This is a genomic window from Anaerolineales bacterium (assembly GCA_019637805.1).
In the GTDB taxonomy this organism is placed as follows: Bacteria; Chloroflexota; Anaerolineae; order Anaerolineales; family UBA11579; genus JAMCZK01.
In genome coordinates this window covers 624131-636845 of sequence record JAHBVB010000002.1, presented here as the reverse complement: position 1 = coordinate 636845, position 12715 = coordinate 624131, and the positions used below count along the sequence as shown (strand labels likewise).

At 59.2% G+C, this 12715-nt stretch carries 11 protein-coding genes; 9 read left to right on the top strand and 2 right to left on the bottom strand.

Annotated elements, in window-relative coordinates; all coding sequences use genetic code 11:
* The first annotated feature begins 13 nt into the window (after positions 1-13).
* From KF885_08805 to KF885_08795, 3 genes are read left to right on the top strand one after another with little or no spacing between them, the layout of a single operon-like run.
* Positions 14-1189 (top strand): ABC transporter permease subunit, encoded by a 1176-nt coding sequence (locus tag KF885_08805; protein ID MBX3049257.1) that lies wholly within the window; start codon positions 14-16, stop codon positions 1187-1189.
* Positions 1190-2386, top strand: a complete 1197-nt coding sequence (locus KF885_08800; protein MBX3049256.1) for an amino acid ABC transporter permease — start codon at positions 1190-1192, stop codon at positions 2384-2386.
* Positions 2387-2401: 15 nt separating this feature from the next.
* Positions 2402-3157 carry an amino acid ABC transporter ATP-binding protein gene (locus tag KF885_08795; protein ID MBX3049255.1) on the top strand — a complete coding sequence of 252 codons (756 nt, stop codon included), beginning with the start codon at positions 2402-2404 and terminating at the stop codon, positions 3155-3157.
* 91 nt (positions 3158-3248) lie between these two features.
* Here the strand turns inward: KF885_08795 and KF885_08790 are convergent, their stop codons facing one another.
* Entirely contained in the window at positions 3249-4328 is a 1080-nt protein-coding gene (locus KF885_08790; protein ID MBX3049254.1) for a transglutaminase family protein, read from the bottom strand.
* Positions 4329-4399: 71 nt separating this feature from the next.
* Positions 4400-5314: a hypothetical protein gene (locus tag KF885_08785; protein ID MBX3049253.1), complete on the bottom strand. Its 915-nt coding sequence runs from the start codon at positions 5312-5314 to the stop codon at positions 4400-4402.
* A 172-nt stretch (positions 5315-5486) separates the two neighbouring features.
* On the opposite strand from KF885_08785, the gene KF885_08780 reads away from it, so the two are divergent.
* The 6 genes from KF885_08780 (at position 5487) to KF885_08755 (ending at position 12713) form a co-directional block, all read left to right on the top strand.
* Entirely contained in the window at positions 5487-6332 is an 846-nt protein-coding gene (locus KF885_08780; protein ID MBX3049252.1) for a hypothetical protein, read from the top strand.
* Between the two features lie 160 nt (positions 6333-6492).
* Positions 6493-7689 (top strand): radical SAM protein, encoded by a 1197-nt coding sequence (locus KF885_08775; GenBank protein MBX3049251.1) that lies wholly within the window; start codon positions 6493-6495, stop codon positions 7687-7689.
* A 56-nt stretch (positions 7690-7745) separates the two neighbouring features.
* Positions 7746-9401, top strand: coding sequence for a hypothetical protein (locus KF885_08770; protein ID MBX3049250.1), 1656 nt, complete (start codon positions 7746-7748; stop codon positions 9399-9401).
* Between the two features lie 48 nt (positions 9402-9449).
* Positions 9450-10997 (top strand): MFS transporter, encoded by a 1548-nt coding sequence (locus KF885_08765; protein ID MBX3049249.1) that lies wholly within the window; start codon positions 9450-9452, stop codon positions 10995-10997.
* A 1-nt stretch (position 10998) separates the two neighbouring features.
* The gene (locus KF885_08760; protein MBX3049248.1) at positions 10999-11670 is read left to right on the top strand and encodes an SOS response-associated peptidase; all 672 of its coding nucleotides are present in this window, start codon (positions 10999-11001) and stop codon (positions 11668-11670) included.
* A gap of 17 nt (positions 11671-11687) precedes the next feature.
* A complete protein-coding gene (locus KF885_08755; protein ID MBX3049247.1) occupies positions 11688-12713 on the top strand; it encodes a hypothetical protein in 1026 nt (341 codons plus the stop codon).
* The last annotated feature ends 2 nt before the right edge of the window (positions 12714-12715 follow it).

Sequence of the window (12715 nt, the reverse complement as noted above, 5' to 3'; positions counted from 1 at the left end):
GAGAGATCTAGGGATGAGAAATCAAAAACACACGTCTATCCCTTTTTGGCGTGACGAACGCGTCCTGCAAGTTCTTGGGCAAGTCGCTTTTGCTGCCGCAGTCATTTTCTTCTTTTACATCCTGATCCAAAACATGGTCACCGGCCTGCAGCGCCAAGGCACCACCCTGGGCTTCTCCTTTTTGCAGGGCACCGCCGGTTTTGATATCGCTGAAACCTCGATCACATACAGCCGCACCTCCACCTATGCGCAGGCGTTTCTGGTAGGTCTGCTTAACACGCTGCAGGTCAGCCTTGTCGGCATCATTCTCTCTACCATTCTTGGCACTATTCTGGGCGTTGCACGCATGTCCAGCAACCTATTGGTGCGCAACCTGTCGGCTGCCTACCTGGAATTGATGCGCAATCTTTCCCTGCTGGTCTTCCTTATCTTCTGGTACTTGGCCGTTTTCCTCAAACTGCCCCGCGTGGCTGAAGCCGTCATCTGGCCCGGCCAGATCCATCTGACCAACCGCGGCATTGGCCTGCCCTGGGGCCTGCCCACCGAAACCTACGAGCCCTATCGTTGGATCTTATGGGCCGGCCTGGCTGCGGCAGTTCTGGTGGCCTTGGTGCTGCACTACATCGGCAAGCGCACCGGCAAGCCGCCGCTGACCGCCCTGTGGGCGCTGCTCACCTTCGCGGCCTTTGCCGTGGTGGGTTGGTTCGTCGTCCCCAGTGCCCCTCTCTCGCTGGATTACCCCAGCGTGCAAGGCCTCAACATGGTGGGCGGCAAAGTCGTCACGCCCGAATTCATGGCGCTGCTCTCCGGCCTGGTGCTCTACACAGCCGCCTTCATCGGCGAAGTGGTGCGCGCCGGTCTGCAGGCCGTCTCCAAAGGCCAGGTGGAAGCCTCCCGGGCCATCGGCCTGACCGGCTTCCAAACCCTGCGCCTGGTGGTCTTTCCGCAAGCCATGCGCGTCATCATCCCGCCACTCACCAGCCAATACCTCAACCTGACCAAGAACTCGTCCCTGGCGATTGCCGTGGGCTTCCCAGACATGTTCTACGTATCCAACACCATCCTGAACCAAAGCGGCCGGGCGGTGGAAATGATCAGCCTGGTCATGCTCACCTACCTGACCTTTAGCCTGGTGACTTCCTGGTTCATGAACTGGTACAACCAACGAGCCCAACTGGTGGAGCGCTAAATGAGCGACAACATCCTCCCCCCGCTCATTGAGCGCCCTTCGCTGCTGAGCTGGATCTACAAGAATCTCTTTAACACCTGGTACAACGCGCTGCTCAGCCTGCTCTCCGGCGCGCTGATCTTCTGGATCGTGCGCGCCGTGGTCATCTGGCTGCTCGAAGTGGCCCAGTGGCGCGTGATCGTGACCAACCTGCGCCTGATCATGCTGGGCCAGTTCCCGATCAGCGAGGTCTGGCGCGTATGGCTGGGCCTGGCTCTGCTGGCCCTCATCGCGGGCAATTCGCTGGGTATCTGGGGCCGCAAGGCTCGCGGCGCCGGGCGGGTCACCATCGGCTTGCTCGCGCTGCTGCTTGGGCTGGCCACCATCACTTCTGGTCAGTCGCAGCTGTGGCTATTGGGCATGGCGGGCTTGCTGGGCTTCGGCTGGTGGGTCGGCCGCTCCGCCGGCAAAGGCCTGGAGCGGGTGGTCATCACCGGTTGGGTGATCTGGCCGCCCATCTTCATCCTGCTGCTGCGCGGCCTGGGCGCCGGCAATGAAGTGCTGCCTCTGGTGGGCACCAATCTGTGGGGCGGCCTGCTGCTGACCCTGCTGCTCACCATCGTGGGCATTGTCTTTTCATTCCCGCTGGGCGTGCTGTTGGCGCTGGGCCGGCGCTCGTCGCTGCCCATCGTGCGCTGGTTCAGCGTCGCCTACATCGAACTCATCCGCGGCGTGCCGCTGATCACGCTGCTCTTCATGGCCCAGCTGATGCTGCCGCTCTTCCTGCCCACCGGCGTCAACATCGACCGTGTGCTGCGCGCCATGGTGGCCATCACGCTGTTCAGCGCCGCCTATCTGGCCGAGAATGTGCGCGGCGGCCTGCAAGCCATCCCCAAGGGCCAATACGAGGCGGCCTACGCCATGGGCTTGAACAACATCCAGTCCATGGGGCTGATCATCATGCCCCAGGCGCTGCGCCTGGTCATCCCCATCCTGGTGGGCCAGTTCATTGCTTTGTTCAAGGACACCGCCCTGGTCTCCATCGTCGGCCTGATGGATCTGGTCGGCATCGGCAAGACCGTACTGGCCCAGCCGGAATTCCTGGGCCTGCAGCGCGAAGTGTACGCGTTTATCTCCATGCTGTATTGGGTGATTAGTTACGCCATGGCGTATGTCAGCCAGCGTCTGGAAGTTTCGCTGGGCGTGGGTGAGCGATAATTTGGAGGAATGACAATGAGTGCAAAAACAACCCAGCAACCGATCATCGTCTGCAAAGACGTGCACAAGTGGTTTGGCGACTTTCACGCCCTGCGCGGCGTAAGCATGGAAGTACAGCGCGGTGAGGTCATCGTCATCTTCGGGCCTTCCGGGTCCGGCAAGTCCACTTTCATCCGCACCATCAACCGCCTGGAAGAGCACCAGCGCGGCGACATCACCGTCGACGGCATTGAGCTCAGCCATGATGTGCGCAACATCGAGAAGATCCGCGAGGAGACCGGCATGGTCTTCCAGCAGTTCAACCTGTTCCCGCACCTGACCGTGCTGCAGAACATCACCCTGGCCCCCATGTGGGTGCGCAAGTGGTCCAAGCAGCAGGCCGAGGAAAAGGCCATGGAGCTGCTCAAGCGCGTCGGCATCCCTGAGCAGGCCAGCAAGTACCCCGGCCAGCTCTCCGGCGGCCAGCAGCAGCGTGTGGCCATCGCCCGCGCCCTGGCCATGGAACCCAAGATCATGCTTTTCGACGAACCGACTTCCGCCCTCGACCCCGAGATGATCAAAGAAGTGCTGGACGTGATGATCGAGCTGGCCAAGACCGGCATGACCATGCTGGTGGTCACCCATGAAATGGGCTTTGCCCGCGCCGTGGCGGACCGCATGTTCTTCTTCGACAAAGGCGAGATCGTGGAGAGTGGCACGCCCGAGGCGCTCTTCAAGAAACCCAAGGAAGACCGCACCAAGCTCTTCCTCTCGCAGATCCTGCACCACTAAAAATACAGAGCGCCTTTCGGCGCTCTGTATTTTATAGGAAGCAGGTTTGCCAGAGGGCCGCAGGGGCGGGTTTGAAACCCGCCCTGCTGCGCTAGTGCAGCGGTTTCATTCCCCAGGCAAAATCGACCACCCGCAGCCGCGCCTGCCCCGCCGCCCAATACAGGTGGGCGATGTAGCTGCCACCCCGCAGCGTGGACGGGCTGCGCCCCTCAGTAACCACGATGTGGCTGGCGGGCAGCCGGGCGAAGTACTGCTCCCGGCTGTGCTCATGGCGGCCCAGCGTGGGGTCGGACGGTATCCAGCCCGCGCTAGGCGCGTAGAACTCCGCCCAGGCGTGCTCCGGCGGCTCCTCATCGCCCGGGCCGTAGCGCAGGCCCTCGAAGTAGCGCGCCGGAATGCCCGCGGCGCGGCTCAGCGCCACGAACAGCGAAGCGTATTCCGTGCAGTCCGCGCCCATTTCGCCTAGGGCGGCCTGCGCCCCCCAATTGCCGGCGTTGAAGGTGTATATCAAATTTTCGGCGGTGTAATCGTAGAAGGCGCGCGCCTGCTCGCAAGCGGTGGCCCGTCCGGCGGCCAGCTGCGCGGACAGCGCCTGCACCTGCGGGTTATTGGCCTCGATGTGCAGCTCGGCGCGGGTATGCTCGCTGGGCAGCAGGCCCAGGCAGGTACCAAAGTCGAAGACCACCCGACGCACCTCGACCTCGTATTCCAGGCGCACTTCGATGCGCTCGCCGGGCTGAATGTGGCTGAAATCGAATTCGGCGTAGAGGTTGCCGTATTCATCCCGCGCCAGTTGGTATTCGCCTGGAGTAATGGCCACGGAATGCACCTGCTGGTAAGGCCAGCGCGTCTGAATCAGTGCGATCCAAAGATTTTGCTTGCTGGCCATGCCTGGCCCTTCATTGACCACCGCCATCTGCTGGCTGACGCGATAGCGCACGCTCTCGAAGAACTGTACCGCCCCGCTCTCAGCCTCGCCGGCGGCGTTCAGCGCGGCCAGCAAGGCCGCGTCGGCTTGCGGCTGCGGCGTAGGCGCAGCCGTTGCCGCTGGCGCAGGCGCGGCGGCCGGTCGCGGCCAGGCCGCCAGCGCCAGCACGGCCAGCAGCGCCAGCCAGGGAACATAGCGTTTGATGAGCAAACTTGGCGAATGGTTTCCCAAGGGTTTTGTCATCTCCTAAAGAGACCTGACATTCACCTGGCAGGGAAGCAGAATGCGACCTTCAGATCTATGAATTTGTTTGCTCATTTGCGCGCGTCAAATTCAATTTCTTCAACATATATTCCTACATTCGGTGTATCAGTGAACGCTCCAGGAAAAAACATTAAAGTATTGACATAAATCATTGTTTCCAAGTCTCCGTCATAACTTGCAATTAGGTGTATGGCCCTGTTGTCCAGTTCACTTTGTGTAAGGGGGCGACCCAAAGAAAAATCCCCATATTGCTTATAGGACAAATCCAAGGTTGCTCTGCTGTCATGGATTTCTACTGAAATTTTGTTGCCTTCCTGAGCAACGATATCTTGCAAGATGATTCTGATATCATTCTTAAAATCATCAGAAGAAAGATCAATTTGATTAATTAATACATAAAGAGTCTTACCGCCATCATATCTGTGGTTTGGTATCTCAAAGACAATCTCGTAGTTAGTTGTCTCTGATGAAAGTGGCAGATCAGTTTGATTTGGTATCGGCGTTTGTGTTTGGTTTTCTAAAACCGCTGCTGTCTCACGTTGAGAGAACAGGGCAGCGACTGCAGTTTGGATTTGCTCCGTTGCAGAAGGATTTTGATTTGAAACTCCGATTTCTTGACGCAAAAACATTACACAGTAACAACTCAGTGCCACTGCACTAATGAGTAAAACTATTTTGACTGTACGAGATTGACGGCCAAACCAATTCTTCATTCTCACGGCGGCCCGGAAAGCATTCTCACCCCACAATTCAATCCTTTTTCCAGATAATTTTTGTCTAACAACTGCTGCTTGCTTGTTAGCGCTTTTCCTGCCTCCACCTGACATAAAAATAAGGGCAGCCAAAGACAGAATAATCACCCCGATTGGCCAAGCAACAAAGAAAAGTACAAAACCACCGATAACAAAAAAGATGAAGGAGCATCCACATCCGCTGCTGCCGCCCATTGCTTCGTATTGACGCAATTCTTTTTCTAAATCGTCAATCTCGTTTTGCAGCTGGTGGATTTTATCTATGATTTCCTCCTAATTAAATTCAGTTCCAATTACCTTTAGATAGTTTAGACTATAACATAGGTAATAAAGACTTCTGTGATAGATGCAGTATTTTTAGAACTCGGCAATTTCAAGCCGAACGTTGGCAGATATGAACACAAACCATAATGACCTAAGGGGTAAACTTCACGACGACATCAAGAGGAAAACCGAATATCAAAAAAGGTGGAGAGCCTTTGATATTTTCGCCTTAATAATCATCACCATATTTTTTATATTCCATTTCGAATTCACGCTCGAACTAATTGCCATACTACTGTCACTGCTCACTTTGTTGTTTGCTTACATAAACTCGCACGCAACAAGATCTAAGTTGGAAGTGTTCGAGGAAAATCCGCCAAGATATTCCGAATCTCCCGTAGACGGCGATACCCCTAGTTGGTTTGTGAGGCTAGCTGTGGCAAATGTGGGACTGTCTGTGGTAAAAAATTGCAAGGGTAAATTGCTTGGTGTTTGGGATCAGAGCGGAAAAAGAGTCACAAAATTTGACGCATTAGATCTATTTTGGACAAGGCAAGATGGCAAGAGTCATTACACCAGGTATTTGCCTGTAGGATTACATGGCGGGGGCGATTTTAATTTCCTTGATATTGCACAGATAAAAAACAGAGGCGAAGGCAAGGAGCCAATTTGGCTACGGGTGTATATTCCACCACAAATGAATTTAGAGAAGGGTACTCCTGATTCGGTTTCACCAGGTGTTGAACCCGTGCTAACTGCAGGTTTGTATTTTCTCCAAATCGCTATCTACGGGGATGGAAGTGGGGATGTTGTTTCACCACAATGGTACAAATTATATTGCAAGCCAATTCCTAAGGGTAACAAATCAGCAGATTCGCCTGCCTGGCTAAAGCCTTCCTCGTATAAGGAGTTTATTGATGTAGTAAAGCAAAAAAGGCTCGAAGAATCTAGTTCGAATGAACAGTAATTTTGAGATTCAGTACACGTTTAATTCTATCGTAGCATCCTTCTCCCCTACTACATAAACTTATATCGTATCCCTTTGTGTCTTTGTGCCTTTGTGGTGAAAAACCCCAACCACTTGACACCCCCTTGTCAATATAGACCATACGTTCTAATATCACTGCATGGACACCTTCGCCAAACTCAGCCTGGTCTCGCAGGACATGGGCATCGAAATCGAGAGCACCCGCGAGCAGGATTGCCAGCCGGTGGTTGGCGGCAAGGCCCTGCCGCGCATCCCCATCAGCCAGGTGGCCCTGCCCGGTGGGCGCAAGATGAACGTGCTCAAAACCATGCTCACCACCGCCTGCGAGCGCAACTGCAACTACTGTCCCTTCCGCGCCGGGCGCAAGATGCGCCGGGCGACGATCAAGCCGGACGAGATGGCCCGCACTTTCCTGGCGGTCTACAAAGCCGGCGCGGTCGAAGGGTTGTTCCTCAGTTCCGGCATCATCAAGGGCGGCGTGGCCACCCAGGATCGCCTGCTGGACACGGTCGACATCGTACGCAACAAGCTCGGCTACCGCGGCTACATCCATCTCAAGATCATGCCCGGTTCCGAGAAGGACCAGCTGCGCCGCGCCATGCAGTTGGCCGACCGCGTCTCGGTCAACCTGGAGGCGGCCAATCCCCGCCGCATGCCCGCCCTGGCGCCGATGAAGAAGTTCGCCGAGGAACTGCTGGCGCCGCTGCAGTGGGCCGAGGAGATCCGCCAGAACGAAGCGCCTCACGGCACCTGGAACGGGCGCTGGGCCAGCACGGTCACCCAGTTCGTGGTCGGCGCCTCCGGCGAGAGCGATGTGGAGCTGGTTGCCATTTCCGAATACCTGTACTCTAAGCTCAAACTCAAGCGCACCTACTACTCGGCCTTTACCCCGGTGCTGGACACGCCCTTGGAGAACCACCCGGCCGAAAACCCCTGGCGTGAACATCGCCTCTACCAGGCCTCCTTCCTGCTGCGCGATTACGGCTTCAGCATGGAAGAGCTACCCTTCGCCCAGAACGGCCACTTGCCGCTCAACAAGGACCCCAAGACAGCCTGGGCGGAGCAGACCCTGCTGCACCGCCCCATCGAGCTCAACACCGCCGACAAGCAGCAGCTGCTGATGGTGCCGGGCATCGGCCCCAAAGGCGCCATGAGCATCCTGCTGGCCCGCCGCGGGCGCAAACTGCGCTCGCTGGACGATCTGCGCGCCCTGGGCATTGTCGCCCAGCGCGCCGCGCCCTACATTCTGCTGGATGGCAAGCTGCCCGCCTACCAAATGCGCCTGCTGGAACCGGCCGAGCCGCCCGTGCCGCTGCGCCCGCGTTTCCCTGGCTAGTGCAGCAAGCGGGGCGGGTTTCGCAAACCTGCAAATCAAGGGATAATGGCGGCGTCATGCTGCAAAACATCATCGCCCTGCTCCGAGACAATCCCCTGCTGCTGCTCTTCGCCATCGCCGCCCTCGGCTGGGCCTTGGGGCAGGTTTCCCTGGGCGGCATCCGCCTGGGCGTAGCCGCCGTGCTTTTCGTCGGCCTCGGCTTCGGGGCGCTCAGCCCGGAGCTGCGCTTGCCCGAAGCGGTCTATACCCTTGGGCTGGTCATCTTCGTCTACGCCCTCGGCCTGAGCAGCGCCCAAAGTTTCTTCGCCGCCCTGCGCCACAAAGGCCTGCGCGACAATGCCCTCATCCTGCTCTGCCTGCTGGCGGCCGCCGGGCTGGTTGTGCTGGCCGCCGGGCAGCTGGGGCTCTCCGCCGGCAGCGCCGCCGGCCTCTTCTCCGGGGCGCTGACCAACACCCCCGCCCTGGCCAGCGCGCTGGAATTCATCAATCTCAACCAACCGGCCGGCAGCGCCCTGCAAACCCTGCTGGCTGAACCGGTGGTGGCCTATTCCATCGCCTACCCGCTGGGCGTGCTGGGCATGATCCTGGCGGTCTACACGGCCCAGCGCATCTGGCGCATCGATTACCGCGCCGAAGCCCTGCGCGCCGGCGACCTGGCCGGCGCCGATGTCGAGCTGGACAATCTCACCATCCGCGTTACTCAGCCCGCGGCGCTGGGCAAACCCTTGGTGGAACTGGTCAAGCAGCAGAATTGGAACGTGGTTTTTGGCCGCATCCAGAAAGGCAAGCAACTGCTGCTGGCTGAAAAGGACAGCCAGCTGGAACTGGGCGACCACATCACCGTGGTCGGCGCCCCCGCCCAGCTGCAGTCCGTGATCGCCTTTCTTGGGGAGCGCAGCCCGGCCAGCCTGGAGCTGGACCGCCGCGAGATGGATTTCCGGCGCATCTTCGTCTCCAACCCGCAGGTGGTCGGCCGCAAGCTGAGCCAGATCGACCTGCCGGAGCAGTTTGGCGCGCTGATCACGCGCATTCGCCGCGGCGATATTCAGCTGATCCCCACGGGCAACACCGTGTTGGAATTGGGCGACCGCGTGCGCGTGCTGACCCATCGCGAGCACATGGCCGCCGTCAGCAAGTATTTGGGCGACTCGTACCGCGCTGTCAGCGAAGTGGATGTGCTGACCCTCAGTCTGGGCATCGCCCTGGGTATGCTGCTGGGCATGCTGCCCTTCCCGCTGCCGGGCGGCCTGACCCTGCGCCTGGGCATGGCCGGCGGCCCGCTGATCCTGGCCCTGATCCTCGGCAACCTGGCCCGCACCGGCCCGCTGGTCTGGACCATCCCTTACAGCACCAGCGTCACCCTGCGCCAGTTCGGCTTGGTGCTCTTTCTGGCGGGCGTGGGCTCCCGCGCCGGTTATGACTTCGTCACCACCCTGGCCAGCGGCGAAGGCCTGGTCTTGCTGGCCGCCGGCCTGGGCATCACGCTCTTCACCGGCTGGCTGGTGTTGTGGACCGGCTATCGCCTGCTCAAGATTCCCATGGGTTTGCTGACCGGTATGCTCTCCGGCTTGCAAACCCAGCCCGCCCTGCTCAGCTTCGCCTCCGAGCAAAGCGGGGATGAACTGCCCAACATCGGTTACGCCGCTGTGTATCCCGTCGCCAGCATCGCCAAGATCATCCTGGCCCAGCTGGTACTGGCCTGGCTGAGTTAGCCGCCAGTTTCAGCTAAAATACCGCATCGCCACAGAGGAGCCGCCTTGTTGCCTAAGTTCAATACCGGTTTTTGGGTGCTGGTGTCCACCATTTTGGGTTCCTGCATGTCCTACATTGACGCCACGGTGATCTATATCGCCCTGCCGGTGGTGCAGCAAGACCTTAACGCCACGGTGGTTCAGGCACAGTGGATCGTGGAGGCCTATGTGCTTTTCCAGGCCGCCTTGATCCTGGTGGGCGGCACATTGGGTGACCGCCTGGGCCGCCGCCGCGTCTTCGCCGTGGGCGTGGTCATCTTCTCGATCGCTTCGGCGCTGTGCGGCCTGGCCACCACGCCGGGCTTCCTGATCGGCGCCCGCATCCTGCAGGCGCTGGGCGGCGCCCTGCTTGGCCCCTCCAGCTTGGCGATCATCACCGCTTACTTCGACGACGAGCGCCGCGGCGCCGCCTTTGGCGCCTGGTCCGGCGCCTCGGCCATCGCCCTGGCGCTCGGGCCGGCCGTGGGCGGCCTGATCGTGCAGTATGCCAGTTGGCACTGGTTGTTCTTCATTAATGTCCCCGTGGGCATCCTGACCGTGCTGGTGCTGTTCTGGAAAGTGCCGGAAAGCCGCGACGAAAAAGCCCCCAGCAAGCTGGACTGGCGCGGCGCCAGCCTGGCCACCCTGGGCCTGGGCATGTTCGTCTTCGGCTTCATCGAGTCAGCCAATTACGGTCTGGGCAGCCCGATCGTGCTGGGCAGCATTTTCCTGGGGGCGGCCGTGTTTGCCCTGTTCCTCTACACCCAGCGCATCACCGAAAACCCGCTGCTGCCGCTGGACCTGTTCAAATCGCGCACCTTTAGCGGGGCTAACCTGATCACGCTGCTGATGTATTGCGCCGTCTCGGGCGTGATCTTTTTCCTGCCCTTCAACCTAATCCAAATCCAGGGCTACGACATCGTCATGGCCGGTCTGGGCTTCCTGCCCTTCCCGCTCATCGTCGGCGCCCTCTCCGGCTGGGCCGGCGGCCTGGTGGCCCGCTACGGCAGCAAACTGCCGTTGACCATCGGCCCGCTGGTGGTCGCCGCCGGGCTGGTGCTGTTTGGCCAGGCCGGCCTGGGCGGCTCCTTTTGGACGACTTTCTTCCCGGCGGTGATCGTGCTGGCCTTCGGCATGACCCTGGTCATCGCCCCGCTGACCACCACGGTGATGGGCGCCGCCCCCAAGCGGCTCTCCGGCACGGCTTCGGGCATCAATACCGCCGTCAACAGCACCGCCAACGTGCTGGCGGTGGCCATCCTCGGCGTGGTGGCGCTCAACGTCTTCATCGGCTCTGTGGAGCGCCGCGTGGACCCGGCCCAGTTCACGCCCCAGGCGCTCTCTGAGATCCGCGCCGAAACCAAGAACCTGGCCAACGCCAGCGCCCCGGCCAGCCTGCCACCCGCCCAGCGCCAGGAAATCGACGCGGTCTATGATCAGGCCTTTGTGGACGCCTTCCAAATTGTGATGTACGTCTGCGCCGGCCTGGTTGCCACCGCTTCGCTGGTCGCCCAGCTCTTTGTAGACGGCAAACCCAAACACGCGCCGACCACTGAGGCTCTGCCAAGGATGCACTGATATGCCCGGACGAATAACACTGACCAAAACCGCCGAGGAACTGGCCGCGACTTTTCCCTGGCTGCAAGTGCCGCCAGAGCTGCGCCCCCGCTACAACATCGCCCCCACCCAACCCATTGCTGTGGTGCTCAATGACGGCCAGAACAAAGTGGATTTCCTTAGCTGGGGCATGATCCCCTCCTTCACCAAGGTCAAGATGACCAGCTACCTGCTGAATGCCCGCGCCGAGGGCATCGAGCGCAAGCCGTCATTCCGTTCGCCTTTCAAGCGGCGGCGCTGCCTGGTGCTGGCGGATGGCTATTACGAATGGGTCAAGCTGCCGCGCAAGAAAGAGAAGATCCCGTACTGGGTGCACATGAAAGACAAGCGCCCTTTCGCCTTTGCTGGCCTGTGGGACAGCTGGACCTCGATGGACGGCTCCGAAGTGAACACCTGCTGCTTCATCACCTGCGAACCCAACGACCTCGTGGCCCAGATCCATCACCGCATGGGCGTCATCCTCGATGAAGACGACCATGCCATTTGGCTGCAGCCGGACGAAGCCGATCCTAAGACGTTGCTGCCACTCCTGCGCCCCTACCCATCCGAAAAGATGGCCTATTACCAGGTGGGCACAGTGGTCAGCAACGCCCGCAACGATGTGCCGGAGTGCATCGTTCCCGTAGATACTTAAAAACGTGAGGAGACAAGATGACGGAAACCCGCCCCTATAAACCCAGCTGGGTAGATGCCACTATTGACTGGGTCAGTTCGCTCAAAATCCCACCGGTAGTCTTTTACATCCTTCTCTATTTGTTGAGTGTATTTCTTATCAACCTGACACTTTGGTTGGAGGGCTATCAGGATTGGTGGGTCTGGCACAACTACGTCTTCTTTGATGTCATCTGGCTGCCCCTGGCCCTGGGCTACATTCACTTTATGGAACGGGTGGCCCGTCGTTCCATTGAAGATATTCGGCCCGCGCTGGGGCTGTCAGCCAGCGAGTTCGATGCCATTCGCTATCGCTTTGTCACCCTGCCATTCTGGCCGGTTCTGATCATCACCCTGCTGGGGCTGAGCGTGGGGTTGTATTTCTCGTTCCAATCGCGCTCCGTTGATATGGCCAGCACCATCCTATGGTCCTTCATTTCCAGCCAGGGCTATACCTTCCTACCACTCTGGCTGTATGTTGCCTACCGCCACGTCTCGCAAATTGACAGCTTGTACAAACGGGTCACCAAGCTCAACCTGTTCAATCTTCAGCCGCTGTATGGCCTGGCACGCGTGGCCATGGCAGTCGGCATTTTTCTCATCCTGGTGGTCAACATCAACTTCTTTAATGAGACGTATTACGGGTCCATCACCCAAACCCCTGAAACCACCTATCTGATCACTGTCGGCGGCATCGCTGCGGCGGTTGCGGTCTTTGTGATCCCGGTGCTGGGCATTCACCGCAAGATCGAAAAGGACAAAAACACGCTGCTGGCGGAGAATGCGGAGCAGATCAACGGTTTGCGCAACGAGATCCAAAAGGACATGGAAGGCCGCAACTTCAAAAATATTGACGGGCTGGAAAAGGGTCTGAGCGCTTTGCTGAAAGTGCGCGAAAGCGTGGGCGCCATCCCCACCTGGCCCTGGAGCCCAGGCACCTTCCGCAGCTTCGCCTCGGCCATCGTTTTGCCGATCATTGTTTGGCTGCTGCAGCGCATCCTGACGCCGTTCGTCGCGGTGCCGTAAAA

Coding starts and splice junctions, on each gene's coding strand:
- KF885_08805 (MBX3049257.1), top strand. CDS start 14: ATGAGAAATCAAAAACACACGTCTATCCCTTTTTGGCGTGACGAACGC.
- KF885_08800 (MBX3049256.1), top strand. CDS start 1,190: ATGAGCGACAACATCCTCCCCCCGCTCATTGAGCGCCCTTCGCTGCTG.
- KF885_08795 (MBX3049255.1), top strand. CDS start 2,402: ATGAGTGCAAAAACAACCCAGCAACCGATCATCGTCTGCAAAGACGTG.
- KF885_08790 (MBX3049254.1), bottom strand. CDS start 4,328: ATGACAAAACCCTTGGGAAACCATTCGCCAAGTTTGCTCATCAAACGC.
- KF885_08775 (MBX3049251.1), top strand. CDS start 6,493: ATGGACACCTTCGCCAAACTCAGCCTGGTCTCGCAGGACATGGGCATC.
- KF885_08770 (MBX3049250.1), top strand. CDS start 7,746: ATGCTGCAAAACATCATCGCCCTGCTCCGAGACAATCCCCTGCTGCTG.
- KF885_08760 (MBX3049248.1), top strand. CDS start 10,999: ATGCCCGGACGAATAACACTGACCAAAACCGCCGAGGAACTGGCCGCG.
- KF885_08755 (MBX3049247.1), top strand. CDS start 11,688: ATGACGGAAACCCGCCCCTATAAACCCAGCTGGGTAGATGCCACTATT.